Source organism: Tropicimonas aquimaris (assembly GCF_042676185.1).
Taxonomy (GTDB): Bacteria; Pseudomonadota; Alphaproteobacteria; order Rhodobacterales; family Rhodobacteraceae; genus Tropicimonas; species Tropicimonas aquimaris.
Genome location: NZ_JBHTJT010000051.1, coordinates 156,027 through 178,166 on the forward strand (window position 1 = coordinate 156,027; position 22,140 = coordinate 178,166).

The window sequence follows — 22,140 nt, forward strand, 5'->3', positions numbered from 1 at the left end:
TAAATGCACAAGCGAACCCAAGTCATTGCCGCGACTGCCGTGGTCGCTGCCGTCCTCGCCGGCGCCGCCGCTCTCATGCTGGGTCAGCGGGGTGGGCAGGACGATCGCTTCGCACAATGCATCGGAGGCCAGGTCGCAGGTGGCACGGACGTGATTGGCGGGCCGATCGAGCTGGTAAGCGAAACCGGCGAGACCGTGACAGACAAGGAGATCTTCACCCGGCCGACGCTGCTCTATTTCGGCTACACCTACTGCCCTGATGTCTGCCCGCTCGACACGGTCCGCAACGCGGAGGCCGTTGACATCCTCGCGGAGCGCGGCTTCGACGTTCAGCCGGTCTTCGTCTCCGTCGACTGGGGCCGCGACGACGCGCAGACGATGGCAGATTTTACCGAGAACCTGCACCCCGACATGCTCGGGCTGACCGGCTCGGAAGAGCAGATCCGGGCCGCGTCCAAGGCCTACCGGACCTATTTCAACATCCGTGACCCCGAGGACGAGTATTACCTGATCGATCACTCGACCTTCACCTACCTGGTGGTGCCCGAAACCGGCTATCTCAGCTTCTTCCGCCGGGAGTTGACGGGCGACCAGCTCGCCGACCAGGTGCAGTGCTTCCTGGAGAAGCTCTGATCCGGGTGTTGCGCGGAAGGCAATGCCGCAACGCAACCGTTTGACGCTGCGGCGCAGTGACACTAGGCTCCGTCGAAACCGAGTGGATTTTTCCGGAGGACGCCCGTGGCGGAGCGAGAATTGCAGGATATCGGGGAAGACAGGTCGCTTCTGATCGTCGATGACGACGAGCCCTTCCTGCGCCGTCTGGCGCGGGCTATGGAGAAACGTGGCTTCCAGCCCGAAATGGCGCAATCCGTGGCGGCCGGCAAGGCCGTTGCGACAGCGCGTCCCCCGGCCTATGCGGTCGTCGATCTGCGGCTCGAGGACGGCAACGGCCTCGACGTGGTCGAGACGATCCGCGAGAAGCGTCCGGACGCCCGCGTGGTTGTGCTGACCGGATATGGCGCCATCGCCACGGCGGTCGCCGCGGTCAAGATCGGCGCAACCGACTACCTCTCCAAGCCGGCGGACGCCAACGACGTGACGGCAGCCCTGCTGGCCAATGGTGACAACCTGCCGCCGCCACCGGACAATCCGATGTCGGCGGACCGGGTGCGGTGGGAACACATCCAGCGGGTTTATGAGCTCTGCGATCGGAACGTTTCCGAGACGGCGCGGCGGCTCAACATGCACCGCCGGACGCTCCAGCGCATCCTCGCCAAGCGCAGCCCGCGCTGACGCCCGTGCCGGGCCTGCGCAACCGCCTCTACCGGCCGGCCCTCGTGGCCGGTTGTGTCGTCCTGGCGGCCTGCGGCGCGCCGCAGGGGCCTGATACTCCCGCCAGCGCGACGGGCGGCGGCCCGGTGGTGAAGGTCGCTGATCCGGTTTTCGCGGCCGACCGCATCCGCGCCGGCACCACGGGGCAAGAGATCGATTTCGGCCGCGCCGAACCGGGCGCTGTTGCCGCGATGGCCAAGCTGATGGGGAGCCGTGCCTCCTCCGTCGGGCCGGCCTGTCCCGGGCTCAGGGCCGCGCGCTGGCCGGACGGCACCACGCTCTTCTTCGCGCCCCAGCCCTACGACCTGCCGGCGCTCGTCGGCTGGCAGACCAGCGACGCATCCTCGGGCCGGACCTGCGGGGCCTGACCTGATCCTGCCGCGGCGATGCCCAAGTCTTGTCCTGACCGCATCCCGAAAACAGTCGCAAATCGCCCGTAGATCACGATTGCCGGCGTGAGCTCGCATTCCGCTTGAACCCCTCGCGGAGCGGTGCGAAAGCCCGCTGCCTGCCGCGACCCCGGCATGGCGAAGACCGCTAGATTCGAAAGGCGCATGATGGCTGTAATGGCCCGCACGACACTGATGATGTTGACCTTGACTGGGATGATCGCCGCCGCCCTGCCCGTGACGGCGCAGAGCGCGGACTCCTTCCCGTCCAACAAGGATCGCAAGGCCTGCAACTATAACAACCCGGCGCTCGACGCCTTGAACAGGCTTGACAGCATCTACCAGAACAACGCGCCGACCGTTGAGGACAAGAACCTCATCGTTAGTTACGCGAACACTCTGATCGCCTGCTGTGAAGCAGACAAATCGGGTGGTTCAAACAACAACAACTGGAAAGGCTCTACCTGCCTCTGCCACAGTCCCAACCAGGCCAGCGCAGTGACGAAAGCCTGCGGCTGACGCAGCCGCGGCGCCAGACGCACCTTCCTGTCACAGCCCCTGTAACAGCGTGGCATGACGAAGCGTGAAGGCCTCGCGCACCTCGACCGGGGGGCGCAGGTGAAGAGTCAGCCCGTCGATCAGCTCGGATTTCGGCTTGCCGAAGAACCGGTTGGATTCCGCCACGGAGAAGCCCGCGATCTGCGTGGCCTCCAGCCAGGCGCTCACCTTGTCGGCCTTCTTGATCTGTTTCTTCACCGTTGCCGGGATCTGGGCGGGCAGACCGAAACGCAGGTGGATCGCCGCGGTCAGCCGCTCGTCCAATGCGCCGTAGTTTGGGCCGACCGCCGCCTTCACGGGAGAAATCATGTCGCCGATCACGTACTCCGGCGCATCGTGCAGTAGCGCCGCGAGGCGCCATTTCGTCGGCGCGCCGGGCTGTATCCGCCCGAAGATCTCTTCGACCAGCAGTGAATGCTCGGCGACGGAATAGGCGAAATCCCCCTTGGTCTGGCCATTCCAGCGCGCGACGAAGGCGAGGCCGTGGGCGATATCCTCGATTTCGATGTCGACCGGGGTCGGGTCGAGCAGGTCGAGCCGCCGCCCCGAGAGCATGCGTTGCCAGGCGCGTACCGGTTTTGCCACCCGCTTTCCCTCCGATTCTTTTCCAGTGCCTGTCCTTGCCGGAATGCATCCGCGGTGCTACGTCACCGCGCAACGGAAATCCACCTCTTGAAAGACCTTTGAAGGAGCCGATCGTGTCGCAGGACTATATCGTAAAGGACATTGCCCTTGCCGACTTCGGTCGCAAGGAACTGGACATTGCCGAAACGGAAATGCCGGGGCTGATGGCTCTGCGGGAGGAATTCGGCGCAGCGCAGCCGCTGAAGGGCGCAAGGATCGCCGGCTCGCTGCACATGACGATCCAGACGGCGGTGCTGATCGAGACCCTCGTGGCGCTCGGTGCAGACGTCCGCTGGGCCTCTTGCAATATCTTCTCCACCCAGGACCACGCCGCCGCCGCGATCGCCGCGGGCGGCACGCCGGTTTTTGCCATCAAGGGTGAAACGCTTGAGGAATACTGGTCCTACACCGACCGGATCTTTCACTTCCCCGAGGGCGGCGCCAACCTGATCCTCGACGATGGCGGCGACGCCACGCTTTACATCCTGCTCGGCGCACGCGTCGAGGAAGGCGAGGAAGACCTGATCGCGGTGCCGAAATCGGACGAGGAGGTCGCACTCTACGCCCAGATCCGCAAGCGCATCGCCGAGACCCCGGGCTGGTTCGTGCGTCAGCGCCATATGATCCGCGGCGTCTCCGAGGAGACGACGACCGGCGTGCACCGGCTCTATGAGCTGATGAAGAAGGAGCTGCTTCCCTTCCCGGCGATCAATGTCAACGACAGCGTTACCAAGTCGAAGTTCGACAACAAGTATGGCTGCAAGGAATCGCTGGTCGACGGCATCCGCCGCGCCACCGATACGATGATGGCCGGCAAGACCGCCGTGGTCTGTGGCTATGGCGATGTGGGCAAGGGCTCGGCCGCCTCCCTGCGCGGCGCCGGCGCCCGTGTGAAGGTGACCGAGATCGATCCGATCTGCGCGCTTCAGGCCGCGATGGACGGCTTCGAGGTGGTCCGCCTGGAAGACGCGGTGGCCACCGCCGACATCTTCATCACCACCACCGGCAACAAGGACGTGATCCGGCTCGAGCACATGCGCGAGATGAAGGACATGGCCATCGTCGGCAACATCGGCCACTTCGACAACGAGATCCAGGTCGCCGCGCTCAAGAACATGAAGTGGACGAACATCAAGGACCAGGTGGACATGATCACCATGCCCAATGGCAACCGGATGATCCTGCTCAGCGAAGGACGCCTGCTGAACCTCGGCAACGCCACCGGCCACCCGTCCTTCGTGATGTCTGCGTCGTTCACCAACCAGGTGCTGGCGCAGATGGAGCTGTGGCAGAACGGCGATAGCTATGCCAACGAGGTCTACATCCTGCCCAAGCATCTCGACGAGAAGGTCGCGCGCCTGCACCTCGACCGGATCGGCGTCCGCCTGTCGGAGCTGTCGCCGGAGCAGGCCGAGTATATCGGCGTGACCGTCGAAGGCCCTTTCAAGCCCGAGCATTACCGCTACTGACCCGTCGGCAAACCCGCCCTGCAGGCCGCTGGGGAGTGATCCCCGGCGGCCTTTTCATGTCAGCGCCTGCGAGCCTCCTGTTTGCGGGACTCCGCCGATAGGCAGCTCGACAATAATGTTTCGCAGCGGGAATCCGAGGATAAGGTGGTCGTTGATCGAGATGGGGGCGGGAAGATTCGGTACCGCTTAAACAAACGGAGGTCAAAATGGGTTTGTTCAGTTTTTTGAGGGGCAAGGGAAAGAACCTCGGCGCAGCCGAGGCTTCGGAAGCGCCGCCGGCCGAAGCTCTCAAGAAGGAAGTTGAGGATCTTGGTCTTGACGCGAAAGGCGTCGAGATCGCGGTCGAGGGCGACAAGGTCACCCTGTCCGGCAAAGCCGCGGACCAGGAAACGAAGGAAAAGATGATCGTCGCCGTCGGCAACGTGCAGGGGGTTGCGACCGTCGAGGACCAGACGGGCGGTGACGACCCGATCCTCCACACAGTAGAGGAGGGCGACACGCTCTGGGCCGTGGCCGAGAAGGCGCTCGGCAGCGGGAGCCGCTATATGGAGATTTTCGAGGCCAACCGGCCTATGCTCTCCGACCCCGACAAGATCTATCCGGGCCAAGTGCTGCGTATTCCTGCCGCTTGACTCCGGGTCCGAGGGAAATGGCGCCCCGCCCGGGTGGTGGGGCGCCGGATGCCGCCATCAGGCTATGGACAGCGTAACGTCGATGTTGCCGCGGGTGGCGTTGGAATAGGGGCAGACGGTGTGCGCCTTCTGCACCAGCGCCTCGGCCACATCGCGCTGGAGCCCCGGCAGGGAGATCTCGAGCGCCACTTCGAGCGCGAAACCTTCTCCGTCGCCCGGGCCGATGCCGACGGTGGCTTTAATGGACGCATCATCCGAGACGTCGATCTTTTTCAGGTTGGCCTGGTATTTCAGGGCGCTCAGGAAGCAGGCGGCATAGCCGGCTGCGAAGAGCTGCTCGGGGTTCGTGCCCGAACCGCCCGGGCCGCCGAGCGCCTTCGGAGATGTCAGGGCGACGTCGAGTTCACCGTCCGACGAGGTCGCGCGGCCGTCGCGGCCTCCGGTGGCGGTGGCTTTCGTTTCGTAGAGGGTCTTGATCGGCATGGGGAGGCTCCTTTGATCTTTTTCCGAACAGCTATTGTCCGGCCGCAGAATGTCAATCGCTTGATAAAAGATCGCGCGATAATTATTATCTTACATTCTCGCTGGAAGACACATGACCCAAGCCACCGACACCCAGAGCCTCGAACTGTCCGACCTGCTGTGCTTCGCAATCTACTCGGCGAACCACGCGATGAACCGGACCTACAAGCCACATCTGGATAGGCTGGGGCTGACCTATCCGCAGTATCTCGTCCTCGTGGTGCTGAATGAGAAGGATGGCCTGTCGGTCGGCGAGATCGGACGCCAGCTCGACCTCGAAAGCTCAACGCTCACCCCGCTGTTGAAGCGGATGGAGGCGGCAGGGCTGGTGACGCGCCGGCGTGATCCGGAAGATGAGCGCCAGGTCAGGATCGCGCTCACGGCGGACGGCCGGCGCACCTGTGGTGACCTCGCGGAGGCGACACGCTGCGCCTTTGCCGCGACGGGCCTCTCCCTCGAGGAGGTGGTGGAGTTGAACCGGAAAATCCGGGACATGACCCGCCAGCTCAGGGCTGCGCCCACATCCGATGACCCGGAATAGGCAGGTTTTTCCTTGTTTATCGGGGGATGCGAGGTAACGTGACGCGCACGTTCGCGTCATTCCAACAAGGCGCGGGACAATCGCCAACACGTTGCAGGGGAGAGCCAATGAGCAAGCGTGACGAGCTGATCCAGAAATACGCCGAGGATCTTCGTGGAAAATGCGGTGTCGAACCCGACATGGACCTTCTGACCAAGGTGGTCATCGGCTGCGGGCCGTCCATCTACAACGCCGATGCAGAGACCGTGGCCAGCAGCCAGGAGAGCGAACTCGAGACGGTGAAGGCGAACTTCCTGATCAAGAAGCTCGGCCTTGCGGACGGCCCGGAACTGATGGACGGGATCAACAAGGTGGTCGAGATCTACGGAAAGTCCGAGCGCAACAAGTATCGCGCCGTGGTCTACTACCTTCTCACCAGGCATTTCGGGAAGGAAGCCGTCTACGGCTGACCCTCTCCGGAGAACTACCGGATTATCCTCAAATGCCAGGTACTTGGCATTTGCAGGGAATCGGATGCTCGGTTAGTCATGGGCTTGCGGGCTAGGAAGGCCCCGGAGTTTCTCAGACACACGTGTGGTGCGACTAGGGCACGTGGGGCAATGGAGGGTTCCGGGGTGGGGCCCTCCATTCACGTTTTAGTGTGTGCTGCTTTGGACACCGGCGCAATGTCCGATCTTGCTGGAATGGCTGCCACCAGGGGGCTCAGACCATCTTGCGATGGAAGGGAATTGGCAGGAGCATTCGAATGTTGGATTGGGCGCGTGAAGAGCAAGGCCTTGAATGGCGCAGAGCCTGTTCCCGGGCACACCATAGATCGGCACAGAGCCTCCGGCTGATCGCGCGTCCCGCGCAGCCCTCCGATCAGAACAGCCCGAGCACGCCGCCGATGAGCGCACAGCCGACGGCCGCGTAAATCCCGTCAATCACGATGAGCGCGGGTTGACGTTGCGCGAAAAGGTAGTTCGTGGCGATCCACGGGCAGGCGATGAAGAGCCCCAGCCCGAGACCGGACACCAGTCCGCCGCCAAACCCCGTCACACCAGAGCTGACGAGAATATGGCGGGTCATGCCCGCCACCAGAACCGCGCAGAGGAAGCTAAGAACATAGGGAACCGGATTCGCCCGGTCTATATTTTCTTCGTCCAGCCCGGCGGCATCGAGCCAACGCTGCGACATAACGCTGTACCACAGCGCACCAAAGATCCAGGCGACCGCGGCGGCGATCAGAACGGCGAGAATTCCCATGGTCGTCTCCTCAGGTCAGGGCGCGGTGCCGCCCATGTCGCACACGATCTTCCACTCTGCCTCGGTCACCGGCTGCACGGAAAGGCGCGTGTTCTTCACCAACGCCATCTCGGCCAGTTCGGGATGCTCCTTGATTTCGGCAAGCGTGACGGCGCGGGCGAACGGCACCACGGCGCGGATGTCCACGCATTCCCAGCGGGGATCGTCGGTGGTGCTGTCGGGGTGGCTTTCGGCGCAGACCTCGACGATGCCGACCACCGCCTTGTCCTTCTGCGAATGGTAGAAGAACCCGCGGTCGCCCAGCTTCATCAGCCGCATGTTGTTGCGGGCCTGGTAGTTGCGCACGCCGTCCCATTGCTCGCCGGCCGCGCCCTTTGCAACCTGGTCCTCCCAGGACCAGGTCGAGGGCTCCGACTTGAAGAGCCAGTACGTCATCAGCCGACGACCTTCTTCCAAGCCCGGATCTCGACACTCTCGAACAGACCCGCCTTGGCATAGGGGTCGTTCGCCGCCCAGGCTTCGGCGGCGGCCAGGTCCTCGACGTCGAGGACGACCAGCGAGCCGCACATCTCGCCGGCGGCATCGAGGAACGGGCCTGCCTGCAACACGACGCCGGTGGCGGCGATGTAGTCGAGATGAGCGTTCCGGTTCGATTTCCGGGTCTCCAGCGCGCCGGGCTTGTCCTGGCAGATCAGGGCATAGAGCATGGGGGTCTCCTTGTCGGTTTTGCTGGCACAATCTTGTGCGCGGTCAGGCCTGACAAGTCCCTAAACGCCCAATCAGGCCTTGGCGCCCTTCTTTCCCGAGCCGAGCATACCGGCCTGCGAGGTGTCCAGCGGCCAGCGAGGGCGGGCGGCGAGCGTCATGTCGTCCGCCGGCCCGACCAGCCCGCGTTCGATCCCCGCCCAGGCGATCATCGCGGCGTTGTCGGTGCAGAGCCGGAGCGGCGGCGCGGTGAAGCGCAGGCCGGTTTCGTCGCAGAGTGCCTGCAGCCGGGTGCGGATCAGCCGGTTGGCGGCGACCCCGCCAGCCACGGCGAGCGCGGGGTATGCGGGGGCGCTGTCGAGATAGATCGCGATGGCGCGCCGGCTCTTTTCCTCCAGCACGTCCGCCACGGCGGCCTGGAACCCGGCACAGAGATCGTCCCTGTCGCGGCTGCGCAGGCCTGCGCAGCCGGTCTCGGCGATGCAGGCATCCCGGGCGCGCAGCAGGGCGGTCTTGAGGCCCGAAAAGGACATGTCGCAGCCCGGACGGTCGAGCAGCGGGCGCGGAAAGGCGAAGCGGGCCGGGTCCCCGTCGGCGGCGGTGCGCTCCACGTGGGGCCCGCCGGGCTGGGGCAGGGCGAGGAGGCGCGCCGTCTTGTCGAACGCCTCGCCCGGGGCATCGTCTATGGTGCCGCCAAGTCGGCGGAAGCTGTCTGCGCCCTCCACCAGCAGAAACTGGCAATGCCCGCCGGAGACCAGCAGCATCAGGTAGGGAAAGGCCAGACCGTCAGTGAGACGCGGGGTCAGCGCGTGGCCTGCGAGGTGGTTGACCCCGATCAGCGGCAGGCCGGCGCCCGTCGCGAGCCCCTTGGCGCACATCACGCCCGAAAGCACGCCGCCGATCAGACCCGGCCCGGCCGTCACCGCGATCCCGTCGAGCGCATCGAGCGTCAGCCCGGCTTCGTCCAGTGCGCCCTCGACGATGATGTCGAGCTTCTCGGCATGGGCGCGCGCGGCGATCTCGGGGACGACGCCGCCGAAGGCCGCGTGCAAGTCCTCCTGCCCGGCCACTCTGTTTGAAAGGATCTCGACCCGCCCGTCGGGATGACGGCGCACGACAGCCGCGCCGGTGTCGTCGCAGCTGCTCTCGATCCCCAGCAGGGTGATCGGCCGGTCGGCGGAGAAGGCGGGCGGTTGCAAGGCGGAGGTCCCTGGGGCAAGGAAGATCAGGCCCAGATAGTCCCGCAGGCGTGAAAAGTGAACATCTCCCGCACCACACTGCTGCTGACCCGCCCGGAGGCGGCGTCGTTTCGGTTTCGGGACGAGGCTGAAGCGCGGCTGGGTGCGTTCGGTGCAGTGGTGATTTCGCCGCTGATGGAGATCGTGCCGGTCGATTTCGAATTGCCCGAGCCGCTGCCCGCAGACTGGGTGTTCACCTCCGCGCATGCGATCCCCGAGATCGCGGCGCGGATCGATGCTCGGGGCCGAAGGGCCTGGTGTGTGGGCGCTCGGACCGCCCAGGCAGCAGGCAATGCGGGGTTCGGCCTGTGCTCGGTCGAGCCTGACGTTACGTCGCTTTCCGCGCGGATCCGGGCGGCGCGTCCTGACGGCTTGATCCTGCACGCGGCGGGCCGCCACCGGCGGGGGGACCTTGTGGGCGAGTTGAGCGCCGCCGGTCTGCAAGCGCAGACGGTGACCGTCTATGACCAGCTGGAGCGACCACTTTCGCCGGAAGCGCAGGAATGCCTGATGACGCCCGGAGACGTGCTGGCGCCCCTGTTCTCCCCTCGTTCGGCGCGTCTGTTGCGGCAGGCGGCCGGCGGGCACGTTGCGCGCCTGCACGCGGTCGCGATCAGCCAGGCGGCGGCTGAGGAATGGGAGGCAATGCCGCGTGAAAGGCTGGAAATCGCCCGGACGCCGGATGCCGACGGTGTTCTGGAAGCAATGGTCAGTCTGTTTGACGCAGATCGCTCCGCTTGAGGCATTGCACTCCCCAAGCTAAGTTCCCTGCGGGACAAGTTCCGCTGCGTTTGCCCAGATTCGGGGAGTGATTTCATTGGCCGACAAGAAAAAGTCCGAAACGGCTTCGAACCAGATCGATCCAACAGACGAGAAACCGGTCGACGAGGCCCGGATTTCGGAGGACGTTGCTGCCGAAGAAGCGGCGGAGTCGGTCGAGACGGACGCCGTCGAGGATGCGGCGGAACCTGTTGAGGAAACGCCCGATGCCGAGGACCTGCCGGAGGTCGACCGGGTGGAGCCCGAAGAGGTCGCGGCATCCGACGAGATCTTCGATGCCGAGGTGCTCGAGGATATCGCCGCGGACGAGGAGACGGCCGAACCCGTCGAATCCGATCCCGATTTCGTGGACGCTGCAACCGGGACGGACGCGGCGCCGGAAGACGAAGTCGAACCGGACTCTGTTTCCGATCAGGATGTTGCCGACCTGGAAGCGCTTGACGGCGCAACTCCGGAGCAGGTCGAGGAGGCTTCCGGCGAGCGCAGCCGCTTCACCTTCGAGCCCGACCGGATCGCGGACGAGCAGCCGCTCCCGGTGACCGGCAAGGAGACCATCGTCGTCGAAAGGCGCGGCGGTGTGCTCTCCGGTTTCCTCGGTGGCGTGATCGCAACCCTCGGGCTTGCCTTTGCCGCGCCCTTCGTGATCCCCCAGAGCATGATGCCGGATTTCGGGACCACGGCGCTCAAGGAAGAGATCGCGTCGCTCGAGGGCGAAGTCGCCACCCTGCAGGGTAATCTTGCCGAAGCGGCAAAGCAGGCCGATCTCGAAGCCACTAAGGCCGAGACGGGAAGCGAATTGACCGCACTTCGGGAAACGCTGTCCGGCGTGCAATCCGATATAGTCACTTTCGGCGAGACCCGCTCTTCCGTTCAGACGTTGCTCGACGAGACCGCGGCAATCACCGGCCGTATCGATGAGTTGGAGAAGCGACCGATCGCCGAGGCCACGGATCCCGCGTCGATTGCCGCGGTGGAAGCCTACGGTCGCGAAGTTGCGCAGATGCGCGAGGAGCTTCAGGCGATGCTGAGCCGGTCCGAGGAGATGGTGGCCCAGGCCGCCGCCGCCGCGGAAGAGGCCGTGCAGGTGGCCACCAGCGAATCGCAGGAAGCGATTGCCGCCGCCGAGGCAGAGGCAGCCGCCGCCGCCGAGCGCGCGGAGCGCGCCGCCCGGGCGCAGGCGATGGTGGACATCCAGGCCGCGCTGGAAACCGGCGCGCCCTATGCCGAGACCCTTGCGGAGCTCGAGGGCATCGAGATCCCCGGCGCGCTCAGCGCCGCGGCCGAGAACGGCGTCTCGACGCTGGCCGAGCTGCAGGAGGCGTTCGCACCGGCCGCCCGTGCCGCCCTCGCCGCCTCTCGCCAGGTGGCTGAGCAGGAGAGCATGGAGGGGCGCCTGACGACCTTCCTGAAGGCGCAATCTGGTTTCCGCTCGCTCGCCCCCCGTGAAGGGAACGATCCCGACGCGGTGTTGAGCCGTGCCGAGGCAGCAACCCGCGAGGCCCGCCTCGTGGATGCCGTCGCCGAACTTTCCACCCTGCCTGAGGTTGGGCAGCAGGAAATGACGGATTGGGTGGCGCTTGCCACCGAACGTGCCGAGGCGGTAGCCGCCGCAGATGAACTTGCCGCCACCCTGGCCACCAACTGAGGACGCCCGCGATGCTTTGGTCCCTAATCAAGATTTTGTTGTTTGTTGCGGTGGTTGTGGCCCTGACCATTGGCGCCGGATACATCATGGAGACCGGGCCCAGCGTCCTGATCTCGGTCGGCGTCTACGAGTTCGAACTCGGTCCGCTGCAGGCGGTCCTGGCGGCGTTGGCCGGTCTTGGGCTGCTCTGGCTGATCTTCAAGCTGGTCGGCCTGCTGCTCGCGTTCATCAAGTTCCTGCTCGGTGATGAAACCGCGCTGTCGCGCTATTTCGACCGCAACCGCGAGCGCAAGGGCTACCGGATGCTCGTCGACTCGCTGCTGGCGCTGGCCGCCGGCGAGGGCAAGGAAGCGATGGCCAAGGCTGCGAAGGCTGAGAAGTATCTCCAGCTTCCGCAGGTGACCAACGTGATCACCGCCGAGGCCGCCGAGATGATCGGCGAGCGCAAGAAGGCCGAGGAGGCCTACAAGGCGCTGCTGGCTCACGACAAGACTCGCTTCGTCGGCATCCGCGGGATCATGAAGCAGAAGCTGTCCGAAGGTGACACCGACACCGCGCTGGCGCTGGCCCAGAAGGCCTATGCGCTGAAGCCGCGGCACGAGGAGGTTCAGGACACGCTGCTCAAGCTGCAGGCGGAGAAGCACGACTGGAGCGGCGCCCGAAAGACGCTCGGCACCAAGCTCAAGACCGGCACCATGCCGCGCGACGTGCACCGCCGCCGGGATGCCGTCCTGGCCGTCTCCGAGGCCAAGGATATTCTGGATGCCGGCAAGTCGATCGAGGCGCGGGAAGCTGCGATCGAGGCCAACAAACTGTCGCCGGACCTGATCCCGGCCTCGATGATGGCCGCGCGTGGCTACATCGACAAGGGCAAGCCGCGCCACGCGGCCCGGGTGCTCAAGAAGACCTGGGAAATGAACCCGCATCCGGAACTGGCCGTGGCCTTTGCCGAGATCGTGCCGGACGACGATCCGAAGGCGCGCCTGAAGCGGTTCATGGAGCTGACCAGGATCCAGCCGGACCACCCGGAAACCAAGATGCTCCTCGCCGAGCTGAACATCGCCGCCGAGGATTTTCCCGCCGCGCGCCGTGCCCTTGGCGATCTTGCCACCACCACGCCGACCGCCCGGTCTTTGTCGATCATGGCTGCGGTGGAACGGGGCGAGGGTGCCGACGACGCCGTGGTCCGCGGCTGGCTTGCCCGCGCTGTCATCGCGCCGCGCGGCCCGCAGTGGATCTGCGACAATTGTCAGCACACCGAGCCGACCTGGACGCCGGTCTGCTCCCATTGCGGCGGCTTCGACACCTTGAGCTGGCGCGAGCTGGAGACATCGGAACTGACCATGCCCACCGGCAGCGAGATGCTGCCGCTGATCGTCGGCAAGTCGGCCGATGAAACCGCCGCCGAAGCCGCTGCGGAGATGGCGGAATCCGTCGAGCCTCCGGTGGATGCGCCGGTGGAGCCTGGTACCGAAGGGGCGCATGAGGACGAGACCGTTCTCGAAGGCAAGGTCGAAAAATAGGGCTACACACCGCCCGAAATGCGGTGTATGCCACGCCGGCGTTCCGGAGAGAGGCCACACGACCCCCTCGGGAACGTCCCGCAACGTCCTCGTGTGGGCCACCGATCCCAAGTGTTCGGGCGGAGTAGAGAAGGATGCCGGTGTAGCTCAGCTGGTAGAGCACGTCATTCGTAATGATGGGGTCGGGGGTTCGAGTCCCTTCACCGGCACCATCCTTCTCAGAACACGAAAATCAAAAGAGTTACGGGGTGGTTGGACTCGTCAATCCGCCGATAAAGCCACTCCGTTCGGTACGAGGGGTCCCTTCATCGCGCGCCCCCCCCCCCGGATCTGCGCGGTTTCTGGCGTGCAAACTGACGGATACGAAGGGCTCGGCGAAGGACTGGAAAGACCGCTTCTTCCCCGTGCCGTGGGCTGCACCAGCCTCGGTTATGTCAACAGGCCCGACCTTAGCGGCAATCGAGAAAACTTGCCTAGAGCACGGCAGCACCGGAAAAGAAGGGCGGACTCCTAGCATGCGCGGTGACCTCCTTGAAGGTTCCGTTTGCCCATTGTTTTAACTCGATGTCCCGGCTGCGTCGACGGTTCGAGGGAAAGCGCTGACAGGCTTTTCTGCTATCGCCTGCTAGCCGTCACCAGTCTTTTCGAGCTTGAATATCTCAGATGCATACTTGGCGGAAAAGCCGTGCACGAAGGCCGAGGTCAGCACGGCAGTGATCGCCAGGACCAGAACCCCGTCGATCTTCTGAAGCCCATCGAAGTCGAGCACGACGAAGATGGCGAACAGCGCCGTTGCAAGACCGCGCGGACCGAACCAGCCGTAAAACAGCCGTTCGTTGATGGTGGTGTCAGTCCCAAGGAGCGACAGCCAGATCGCAACCGGCCGCACGACCAGCAGCGAGAGGGCCACAACCAGCAGGCCGGCAAGCGTCAGTTGATCCAGCACCACGGGCACGAAAAGCGCGCCTATGAAGAAGAAACTCAGCATCGCCAGAAACTGCCCGTCGCCTTCGAGAAAGTGCCTGGCATGCTGGGCAGACCCCTTGGCAACGTTTGCAAATGCGATCCCTGCCATAAAGACCGCAACGAAGGAATTTCCTCCGAAATGCTCCGCGCCGAAGAAGATGAACCCGACAAGAAACAACGACGCCACCTGGCCGAGCCCCGGGTCCATCAGCTTCCGTGCAAGAACAAGGTTGAGAAGCCTTCCTATGAACACGCCGCCGGCGAGGCCGAAGACGGTCCCGATGCCGATCTGCGTTGCGACCAGCGTCAGAAGTCGCTGGTCACCATGGATCGGATCGGCCTCGCTTGCGGCGAGCCCGGCGAAGAAGATCACGAAAGGCAGCGCGAGACCGTCGTTCAACCCGCTTTCGGCATTGATCGCGTCACGGAACGTCTGAGGAATCCGGTCATTGGACTGGATGGACTGACCAAGTGCCGCATCGGTCGGGGCAAGTAGCGCGGCGAGGAGGCAGAGTTCCCAGAACGGCCAGTCGGGCAGGAAGATCATGTTGACCAAAGCTCCAAGACCGATCGCAAGCGGCAGGCCGAGCAGAAGCATTCTCATGGTTCTCATGCTGATGCGGTCCACGGCCCCCCTTCGAAGTGTGGTCGCATCCGCAAACAGCACCAGCGCGAGGGTCACCTCGGCCAGGTGGTGAAACGAGGTTGCCGATTCCAGATCGAGGTCCACGCCTCCAATGCCGATGATCACGCCGAGGGAGAGAAACACCATAGGCATCGTGATGCCGAGTCCCTCGACCCTGGCGGAGAAAAGGCAATAGAGGAGCATCACGAAGACGATGTAGACGAGATGGTGTTCCATGAGGAGTTTTGCTTCCTTGGCGGCTGGCCGAGGATCGCGACGTCGGGATACAAGGTCAAGAACGGCCCTGTCGGACCGATCATCCAGCCCAAGCGAAGCGATGACCGAACGGTGGCTCACTGCTGAATTCCGGCCACAGGCAACAGCCGTTGGATCGGGCGGTGTGCGTTGAAAACTCTTCCTCGATCGAGGGGCAGGCCGCTGACTCAATCTTCGTATCGAGAGTGGATATTTGGCGGAGCCGGGCCCGCTGGCATATCGGCTCGGCGTCGTTCCGGCAACGCAGATCGCGAAAAATCGTCTGAGCCACTGCTCCACGCGGCCAGGATCGATCTGTTCCGGGTATCGGTGGCGGTCGGCCCGGTTCTGACTAAGCTTCTGCCTGGACGAGGATACCAGCGTCGCCCGGTGCGACCGACGAACACCACGAAATCGCCGCGCCCAAGCGGCTCGTCTTCCACCTGACTCCATTCTGCCGTCAGGTTGAAAAGGTCGATCTCTTTCGCTCTCGTCAACGAATTCGCCAAGATCCCATCGCCGGGCTTGGAGGCTCCTCGGTGGTGCTGCCGAAGTTCCTGGGCCATACGACCGTGGCAGCGCCGCCCTTCAGTGTCGGATTGCATACCACCTTCGTTCCGATGTTGGTTTATGCCCTGATCGGCAGCTCGCGGGTTCTAGGTGTCGCTTCAACCACGAGCCTTGCAATGCCCGTAGGCACTCAGCCGGGCCTCGCTATTCCGAATGCCCGTTCGGGACTTCCGGTCTATGTGGAGGATCCGATGACGCCAACCCGGGTAGAGGGTGGCGTGTCGCCGAAACCGCGTCAGGTGCGCCGAACCAGGTAGTGCCGCCCTGGTCATGTCCACAGGAAGGCTGCGGTGAGGCACGCGCGAGCGGCATTCACCTGTTGATGGACTGTATCTCTGACCTCAGACGATCACCATGTCGTCCACGAGGTCGTATGGATCGTCGATTCCGATCACCGTCAGGCTGTCGTCTCCGAAATCCAGCACGGTGTCGCCGTTTGCCGAAATGGCGAAGTTCCGGATTACCTCGACCCTGGTAAGCGCGCCCGTCCAAAGCAGGGCGTCCAGTTTGATCCTGTCGAGGTCGTTCTCGAAGTCGAGGATCACGTCGTTTCCGTAACCCGGCTTCAAGACGAATGTGTCGGAGGAAACGCCGCCGATCAGACTGTCATCGCCCCGCTTTCCCTTGAGAATATCGGTTCCGGAATTGCCTTCGATCCGGTCATTGCCATTTCCGCCAATGAGAGTGTCGTTTCCAGCTCCGCCAAACAATCTGTCGGCTCCTTCACCGCCGGCGACGAGGTCGGCGGCGTCGCCACCTCTCAGCACGTCGTTCGCCCCCATGCCATGCAACTGATCCTCTCCGTCGCCGCCAATCAGGTAGTTCCTGTAACGGTTGCCTTCGAGTGTGTCGTCGCCATTGCTGCCACGGATGTTCTCGATATCGGCCAACAGATCCGTCCGGTCGATGTTCACCTGTTGGAAATCGTGGTTTCTGAGGCTCACCGTGACCCCGACCGGACCCGAATAGGAGGCCATGTCGGTTCCTTCGTCGCCGGTCAGTTGGTTGACGCCCTTGCCGCCGTGCAGGATGTCATCGCCATCCCCGCCGAGCAGGGTATCGTCGCCGAAGTAACCCTCGATGATGTCGTCGCCCTTTCCGCCCCAGAGAACGTCGTTCCCCTCTCCCCCGTAGAGATGGTCGTTTCCAAACTGGCCTTTCAGGACGTCATTTCCGTTCAGCCCGACGAGCCTGTCATCGCCTGTCATTCCGTAGAGGGCGTTGTCCTTGTTGTTTCCGATCAGCTCGTTGTTCTCGGAGTTACCGATCAAGCCGCCGGGGGCCGTCCCGACGATCTCGCCGAACTCGATGTGTTCGGGAAGTGGCACAAGGTCGGGCTCGCCTATGTAAGCTCGGTCCATGCCTCCGTTCTCGGGCTCGATCACCACTGCCTGCGAGGTCAGGTAATAGGCGTCGTCACCTCCCTGATCCTCGACTTCGGTCGTGCCGATCAGAACGAATACGTCGTTTCCGTCCGTGCCCCGTCCGGTTTCCCCGTCTCTTACGAGTTCCACGCCCAACGCCCCAGCCTCTTGCTTCAGCGTCGCGCGCATCTCCTGGAGCAGCGGGAGGTATTGATCGTCTTTCGACAGGTCCGTGCCGAACACCTGGCCGCTGTCGAGAAGAAAGAGCTCCTCCTCGCCTGACATATAAAGGTTGTAGCGCGCAGCTTCCGTTCGGACCGACAGGTTGCCGTAAAGCGACGTGATGACTCCCTGTCGATCAAACTCTGCATCGGGATTGGAGATCAAAGGTGAAAGATCGAGTCCCGCCGCATCGATCGGGGCGGGAATGCCGGCGAGCGCCGACAATGTCGGCCAGATGTCGAGCGTGCTGACTGGCGTCGAAACTTTCGTCCCCGGCGCCCCGATGTCCGAATCCACGACCACGAAAGGCAAGGCAACAGCTTCCTCGTAGAGCGTGAACTTCCCCCAGTGCTCCCGATCACCCAGATGGAAGCCGTGGTCGGACCACAGAAGGACCGTCGTGCTGTCCCAAAGGCCCTGTTCGTCCATGGCTTCGAGCAGTTTGGCGACTTGCGCATCCGCAAAACTCACCGCCGCAAGATAGCCATGGATCGCATCACCCCAGAGTTCGGGCTCACTCGCCAGGATCTTGTCATGGCGGAACGTTCCGCCACTCAGGACATCGGCAAAATACTCGGGCAGATCCTCGTGCAAAATCAGGGGATCGTCGGGAACCCGGATCTCGGCGCGATCGTAGAGGTCATAGTATTGTTTCGGGACGTCCCAGGAAAAGTGAGGCTTCACGATTCCGGCTGAAAGAAAGAAGGGCGCCTCGCCGGAATGGTCCTTCAGGAACGCTGCGGCGAATTCAGCCGTGAGAGCATCGTAGGTTTCGTCCTCGGGAACAGGCGAATCTCCGAGAGGATAGGGAAACGGCAAATCGGATCGGTAATATCCATCGCTCCAATCAGCGAGATCCAGAACGGGATCGAGGTATTCCTGCACCGAGAGGTTCGCGAGTTGGCCGTGAAACAGCTTTCCGCGCGATGCTGTGAACCAACCGGCTTCGTGTGCCTGACCGATCAACGTCTGACTGGCCGTGACGATATCCTGTGTCTGCGGGCCGCCGTTGTCATGAACGCCCGTCTGGAACGGGCTGCGACCGGTCAGGACGGCGGTCCGGGACGGGACGCACAGCGGCACTGCCGTCGATGCATTCTCGAAGGTCACCCCGCGTTGCATCAATTCGTCGATTGCCGGCGTAAGGATCGGAACGCCAAACGCATCCCGGTAACGGACGACATCGAGCATGTCGTCGATTGTGATCAGGAGGATATTCTTCTGGCCTGTCTGGATCGCCACCTGAACCTCCCACTCCCCATACCGATGACCCTAAGTCAGTGAGTCTGCGGCAACCATGATGTCGGTCAAATGCGTCTCGCTGGCCGAACCGGCGCCGGCGGGCACACGGGCGAGTGCCGTTTCGGGAACGAGGTCATTTTTGTGAAAGAAGGATCGGTCGCGCGTCCCTCCCGACATTTCGCAGAAAAACTGCGCGACCGTTTGTGGCCGGCACTTGGACGTGCTCTTGGCAGACCGTCAATGACGTATCGGCCTGCCGTTCTCAGTGGCGGTTGCTGATCCAGCGGCACTGGTAGGGGGCGAAGGTCACGTCTTCGCCGAGCGGGTCGATGGCTTCGCCGCTCAGCAGATCCACCCAGGATTCGCCGCCGATCAGGTTGATCGCATGAGGCGCCATCGTGACGGGCTCGCGGGTCACGTTGTGGATGGCAAAGATCGACTGCTCCCGGTTGATACTCTGCCGCCAGAAGCCGAACAGGGATTCCCCGAGGTGCAGGGTAAACTGCGTGGCGTTGGGGTGGAATCCCTTCTGGCGGATGCGAATGGAGATCCGCCGCTTCATCTCGGCCAGCACGCGGGCGTGGATCGTCTCGGGATCTGCCAGCGCCTCGCGCAGGGTCGGGTAGTCCCAGCGGTGCCGGTTGATGGCGCGGTTCACCCCGGTCTTCTCGACGCCGGCATGGTCGTTCGGCGTGCCGAGCAGGGAGTGGATGTAGAAGGCCGGCAGCCCCTCCAGCGCCATCACGATGGTCTGGCTACAGAGGAAACGCTCGAACTGCAGGTCGTCCGGTCCGTCGACCGTGCCCTTCATCGCGTCGAACCAGGTGATGTTCAGCTCGTAGGGTTTCTGACTGCCGTCCGGCATCGAGCGCATCGAGACCAGCCCGCCGAAATCGCGCACGGCCTTGACCATGGATCCGATCTCGGTGTCGGGCAAGAGCCCCTCGGCGCCGCGCACGCCGATCCCGTCATGGGAGGCGGTGAAGTTCAGGTAGGCGCAGCCGAGCTGGGCCGGGGGCATGGCCATCTGCCAGCGGCTGAGCGCGCTGCTGGTGCCGTTGAGCATGGCGTGCAGGATCAGCGGCGGCAGCGAGAAATTGTAGACCGAATGCGCCTCGTTCATGTTGCCGAAATAGGAAAGGTTCTCGGCATTGGGCACGTTGGTCTCGGTCAGCAGGACCACGGGCTCGGAGGCATAGTCGAACAGAAGCCGCATCAGCCGGACAATTGCGTGGGTCTGTGGCAGGTGGATGCAGGAGGTACCAACCTCCTTCCAGATGAAGGCCACGGCGTCGAGCCGGATGATCCGCACACCGTTGTCGATATGCAGCCGCATCACCCGCAGGAACTCCAGCAGCACCTCGGGGTTGCGGAAGTCGAGGTCGACCTGGTCGTGGCTGAAGGTGCACCAGACCCAGCGGGGGCCGTTGGCCGTCTGGACCTCGCGCAGCAGCGACGACGTGCGGGGCCGAACCACCGCGCTCAGGTCGTCCTCCGGCGAGGCTTCAAAGAAGAACTTGTCGTAGGGTGGGTGCCCCTGCAGGTATTCGTGAAACCAGATCGAGAAGCTGGAGACGTGGTTCAGAACCAGGTCCGACATCAGCTTGAACTCGGAGGCGATGCGGTTGATGTCCGACCAGTTGCCGAGGTTCGAATTCACGCTGCGATAGTCGGTGACGGCAAAGCCGTCATCCGAGGTGAAGGGGAAGAACGGCAGGATGTGCACGCCGCTGATGACCGCGGACACGTTCTCCTGGAGGAAATGGCGCAGCAGGTCGAGCGGGCGATGCTCGCCGTCGACGATGCTGTTGCCATAGGTGATGACCAGCGTGTCCGTCTCGTCCCAGAGGTTGTTGCCCGGCGGCCGGGTACGACTGCGCGAGGCGGTGCCCTCGGGCCAGAACGCCGCGATCGTGTCCTCCCGGAGCTGCGGGATATCCGCGTCCGGATAGATCTGCGCCAGCAGCGCCGCCAGCTTTTCGTTGAACTTCGGACTCTTGAGGGTCATGGGACGGTTCCCCGTGTTTCACACCGGTAAAGCGGCTTCCGGGACGAATTTCAAGTTCGACCCGGTCGGAGGCTCAGCCGAAGGAGGCAGCGGCGGCGATCAGCAAGATCATGACGCCGCAAATGCGGCTGGTGCTGTCTTTCAGGGCAAAGACCACCGGATCGTCGTGCATCTTGCCCCTGTGGGTGAGCATGACGACGCGACTGATCCAGTAGAGAAGGATCGCACAAACCGCGCCAAGCAGCTTCGGGCGTTCGTAGATCAGCGAGACCGACGGTGTGCTGATGTAGAGCGCGAGGACCAGCACGGATACGTAGCCGGCGGTCAGCGCCATGCCTGAGACGACGGGAATGTCGGAGGTGACATAGGCGCGCCCGGCGGAGCCCTCGCGCCCTGCGGCCACGTCGCTGATCAGCTCGGCCTGCCGCTTGATGGCCGCCAGCGACAGGAACAGGAAGCCGGAGAAGGCCAGCAGCCAAGGGGAGATCAGGATGCCGGTCGCCGCCCCGCCGGCGATGATGCGCACCGTGTAGAGCGTGGCGAGGGTGCAGATGTCGATCACCAGCCGGCGCTTGAGGTTGAGCGAATAGGCGGTGGTGAGGATGAAATACCCCAGCAGGACGAGGAAGAAGTCGAATGGCAGAAGCAGCAGAGCCAGCAGCAGCCCGCCCAGCAACAGTGCCGGCGCCAGCAGCGACCCGTGCAGCAACGCCATCTCGCCCGAGGGCAGCGGACGTTTCGACTTGCGCGGGTGCGCGCGGTCGGCGGACAGGTCCAGAAGGTCGTTCAGCAGGTAGACACTGGAGGCGATCATGCTGAACACGATGAAGGCCAGCATCGCAGCCACCCAGTCGCGCGGATCGTGGCTGTGCGCCATCAGAACCGGCAGGAAGATCAGGACGTTCTTCGCCCATTGGTGCGGACGGACCGCGCGCAGCCAGGACTTGTTCGGGCCGGCGAGCTCCGCGCGCCCCAGATGATCCGCACCCTCGGCGGCTGCAGCTTCCGCGCCGGTGCGCAGATCGTCGGGCGCATTGACGGTGATCGCCTTGCGGGCGCCTTTCCAGACCTCGAGATCGGCCTCGTGATCGCCGATGTAGTCGTATTCGCCACGGCCGAACCGCTCGATCAGGAAGGCCGCCTTGCGGTCCGCCTTGAGGTTGGTCTCGCCGTCGGAGCCATGCACCTCGTCGAAGATGCCGAGATGGTCGGCGATCTGCTGCGCGACCTGCCGGTCGGAGGCCGTCACCAGCGCCACCCGGCCACCGGCGTCGCGGTGGCTCTGGATACGCGCCAGCACCTCGTCGTTGTAGGGCAGCTTGCTGACATCCACCTTGGCCGTATCCGCTAGCGCCTTCTTGAAGGCTGCCTTGCCCTCCGGCAGCGCCCTGAGCGCCCGCGCGGCGGCAGGAATATCGCGGGAGACCACGTTCCACCAATTTTCCAGAAGCATGTCGCTGCGGATCAACGTGCCGTCGAGATCGACGGCAAGAAGCGGCGGGTGGTCCACCGGTTGGTCGGCGGAACTGGTGGTGTCTTGCACGGGTTACGTCCTGCTCGTCGGGCACGTCTTTTATCGGAGGCGGCGCACCGCCCCGCGCTGTCTGGCCGGAATCTAGGACGCGGGTCGCTGCGGTGGCAAAGCGTGTGCGGGCTCCATCGGCGGTTTTGCCCCGATGGTGGTG

22 protein-coding genes and 1 tRNA gene are annotated in these 22,140 nt (G+C 63.9%); 13 read left to right on the forward strand and 10 right to left on the reverse strand.

The window, feature by feature from the left end; all coding sequences use genetic code 11:
* The first annotated feature begins 3 nt into the window (after positions 1 to 3).
* From ACFQ2S_RS21850 to ACFQ2S_RS21865, 4 genes are all read left to right on the forward strand, one after another.
* The gene (locus tag ACFQ2S_RS21850) at positions 4 to 633 is read left to right on the forward strand and encodes an SCO family protein (protein WP_386078010.1); all 630 of its coding nucleotides are present in this window, start codon (positions 4 to 6) and stop codon (positions 631 to 633) included.
* Positions 634 to 738: 105 nt separating this feature from the next.
* Positions 739 to 1,293, forward strand: coding sequence for an ActR/PrrA/RegA family redox response regulator transcription factor (locus tag ACFQ2S_RS21855; RefSeq protein ID WP_386078013.1), 555 nt, complete (start codon positions 739 to 741; stop codon positions 1,291 to 1,293).
* 5 nt (positions 1,294 to 1,298) lie between these two features.
* On the forward strand, positions 1,299 to 1,700 hold the full coding sequence (locus tag ACFQ2S_RS21860) for a hypothetical protein (RefSeq protein WP_386078016.1): 402 nt from the start codon (positions 1,299 to 1,301) through the stop codon (positions 1,698 to 1,700).
* 198 nt (positions 1,701 to 1,898) lie between these two features.
* A complete protein-coding gene (locus ACFQ2S_RS21865; RefSeq protein ID WP_386078019.1) occupies positions 1,899 to 2,240 on the forward strand; it encodes a hypothetical protein in 342 nt (113 codons plus the stop codon).
* A 30-nt stretch (positions 2,241 to 2,270) separates the two neighbouring features.
* Here ACFQ2S_RS21865 and ACFQ2S_RS21870 read toward each other — a convergent pair whose 3' ends face one another.
* A complete protein-coding gene (locus ACFQ2S_RS21870) occupies positions 2,271 to 2,834 on the reverse strand; it encodes an HD domain-containing protein (protein WP_386078369.1) in 564 nt (187 codons plus the stop codon).
* Positions 2,835 to 2,977: 143 nt separating this feature from the next.
* Here ACFQ2S_RS21870 and ahcY point away from each other — a divergent pair, with 143 nt between their 5' ends.
* Positions 2,978 to 4,372 (forward strand): adenosylhomocysteinase, encoded by a 1,395-nt coding sequence (gene ahcY, locus ACFQ2S_RS21875; protein WP_386078021.1) that lies wholly within the window; start codon positions 2,978 to 2,980, stop codon positions 4,370 to 4,372.
* Between the two features lie 206 nt (positions 4,373 to 4,578).
* A complete protein-coding gene (lysM, locus tag ACFQ2S_RS21880) occupies positions 4,579 to 5,004 on the forward strand; it encodes a peptidoglycan-binding protein LysM (protein WP_386078024.1) in 426 nt (141 codons plus the stop codon).
* A gap of 57 nt (positions 5,005 to 5,061) precedes the next feature.
* On the opposite strand, the gene ACFQ2S_RS21885 is transcribed toward lysM, so the two are convergent.
* A complete protein-coding gene (locus ACFQ2S_RS21885; protein WP_386078026.1) occupies positions 5,062 to 5,487 on the reverse strand; it encodes an organic hydroperoxide resistance protein in 426 nt (141 codons plus the stop codon).
* A gap of 112 nt (positions 5,488 to 5,599) precedes the next feature.
* On the opposite strand from ACFQ2S_RS21885, the gene ACFQ2S_RS21890 reads away from it, so the two are divergent.
* Together ACFQ2S_RS21890 and ACFQ2S_RS21895 are read left to right on the forward strand one after the other, a co-directional pair.
* Positions 5,600 to 6,067 (forward strand): MarR family winged helix-turn-helix transcriptional regulator, encoded by a 468-nt coding sequence (locus tag ACFQ2S_RS21890; RefSeq protein WP_386078028.1) that lies wholly within the window; start codon positions 5,600 to 5,602, stop codon positions 6,065 to 6,067.
* Between the two features lie 107 nt (positions 6,068 to 6,174).
* The gene (locus ACFQ2S_RS21895) at positions 6,175 to 6,516 is read left to right on the forward strand and encodes a DUF2853 family protein (RefSeq protein WP_386078031.1); all 342 of its coding nucleotides are present in this window, start codon (positions 6,175 to 6,177) and stop codon (positions 6,514 to 6,516) included.
* A 412-nt stretch (positions 6,517 to 6,928) separates the two neighbouring features.
* Here ACFQ2S_RS21895 and ACFQ2S_RS21900 read toward each other — a convergent pair whose 3' ends face one another.
* From ACFQ2S_RS21900 to tsaD, 4 genes are all read right to left on the reverse strand, one after another.
* On the reverse strand, positions 6,929 to 7,312 hold the full coding sequence (locus tag ACFQ2S_RS21900; protein WP_386078034.1) for a DUF1761 domain-containing protein: 384 nt from the start codon (positions 7,310 to 7,312) through the stop codon (positions 6,929 to 6,931).
* A 15-nt stretch (positions 7,313 to 7,327) separates the two neighbouring features.
* A complete protein-coding gene (locus ACFQ2S_RS21905; protein ID WP_386078036.1) occupies positions 7,328 to 7,747 on the reverse strand; it encodes an EVE domain-containing protein in 420 nt (139 codons plus the stop codon).
* Complete coding sequence (locus tag ACFQ2S_RS21910; protein ID WP_386078038.1) at positions 7,747 to 8,019, reverse strand: YciI family protein; 273 nt, start codon at positions 8,017 to 8,019, stop codon at positions 7,747 to 7,749. The genes ACFQ2S_RS21905 and ACFQ2S_RS21910 overlap by 1 nt, the downstream gene beginning before the upstream one ends.
* Before the next feature lie 72 nt (positions 8,020 to 8,091).
* Complete coding sequence (tsaD, locus tag ACFQ2S_RS21915; protein ID WP_386078040.1) at positions 8,092 to 9,216, reverse strand: tRNA (adenosine(37)-N6)-threonylcarbamoyltransferase complex transferase subunit TsaD; 1,125 nt, start codon at positions 9,214 to 9,216, stop codon at positions 8,092 to 8,094.
* A gap of 57 nt (positions 9,217 to 9,273) precedes the next feature.
* Between tsaD and ACFQ2S_RS21920 the strand changes: the two genes are divergently transcribed.
* The 4 genes from ACFQ2S_RS21920 (at position 9,274) to ACFQ2S_RS21935 (ending at position 13,415) form a co-directional block, all read left to right on the forward strand.
* Positions 9,274 to 9,996, forward strand: coding sequence for a uroporphyrinogen-III synthase (locus ACFQ2S_RS21920; protein WP_386078042.1), 723 nt, complete (start codon positions 9,274 to 9,276; stop codon positions 9,994 to 9,996).
* A gap of 76 nt (positions 9,997 to 10,072) precedes the next feature.
* Entirely contained in the window at positions 10,073 to 11,680 is a 1,608-nt protein-coding gene (locus tag ACFQ2S_RS21925) for a hypothetical protein (protein WP_386078045.1), read from the forward strand.
* Between the two features lie 11 nt (positions 11,681 to 11,691).
* Positions 11,692 to 13,203 carry a heme biosynthesis protein HemY gene (locus ACFQ2S_RS21930; protein ID WP_386078048.1) on the forward strand — a complete coding sequence of 504 codons (1,512 nt, stop codon included), beginning with the start codon at positions 11,692 to 11,694 and terminating at the stop codon, positions 13,201 to 13,203.
* A 136-nt stretch (positions 13,204 to 13,339) separates the two neighbouring features.
* Positions 13,340 to 13,415: transfer RNA gene (locus ACFQ2S_RS21935), tRNA-Thr, on the forward strand.
* Positions 13,416 to 13,828: 413 nt separating this feature from the next.
* Here ACFQ2S_RS21935 and ACFQ2S_RS21940 read toward each other — a convergent pair.
* A complete protein-coding gene (locus ACFQ2S_RS21940; protein ID WP_386078051.1) occupies positions 13,829 to 15,349 on the reverse strand; it encodes a cation:proton antiporter in 1,521 nt (506 codons plus the stop codon).
* A gap of 215 nt (positions 15,350 to 15,564) precedes the next feature.
* Between ACFQ2S_RS21940 and ACFQ2S_RS21945 the strand changes: the two genes are divergently transcribed.
* Positions 15,565 to 15,876, forward strand: coding sequence for a SulP family inorganic anion transporter (locus ACFQ2S_RS21945; RefSeq protein ID WP_386078372.1), 312 nt, complete (start codon positions 15,565 to 15,567; stop codon positions 15,874 to 15,876).
* 84 nt (positions 15,877 to 15,960) lie between these two features.
* Here ACFQ2S_RS21945 and ACFQ2S_RS21950 read toward each other — a convergent pair whose 3' ends face one another.
* The 3 genes from ACFQ2S_RS21950 to ACFQ2S_RS21960 form a co-directional block, all read right to left on the reverse strand.
* Complete coding sequence (locus tag ACFQ2S_RS21950) at positions 15,961 to 18,447, reverse strand: sulfatase-like hydrolase/transferase (RefSeq protein ID WP_386078053.1); 2,487 nt, start codon at positions 18,445 to 18,447, stop codon at positions 15,961 to 15,963.
* A gap of 262 nt (positions 18,448 to 18,709) precedes the next feature.
* The gene (locus ACFQ2S_RS21955) at positions 18,710 to 20,455 is read right to left on the reverse strand and encodes a sugar phosphorylase (RefSeq protein ID WP_386078055.1); all 1,746 of its coding nucleotides are present in this window, start codon (positions 20,453 to 20,455) and stop codon (positions 18,710 to 18,712) included.
* Positions 20,456 to 20,528: 73 nt separating this feature from the next.
* Positions 20,529 to 21,998 (reverse strand): UbiA family prenyltransferase, encoded by a 1,470-nt coding sequence (locus tag ACFQ2S_RS21960; protein WP_386078058.1) that lies wholly within the window; start codon positions 21,996 to 21,998, stop codon positions 20,529 to 20,531.
* Positions 21,999 to 22,140: the final 142 nt, after the last annotated feature.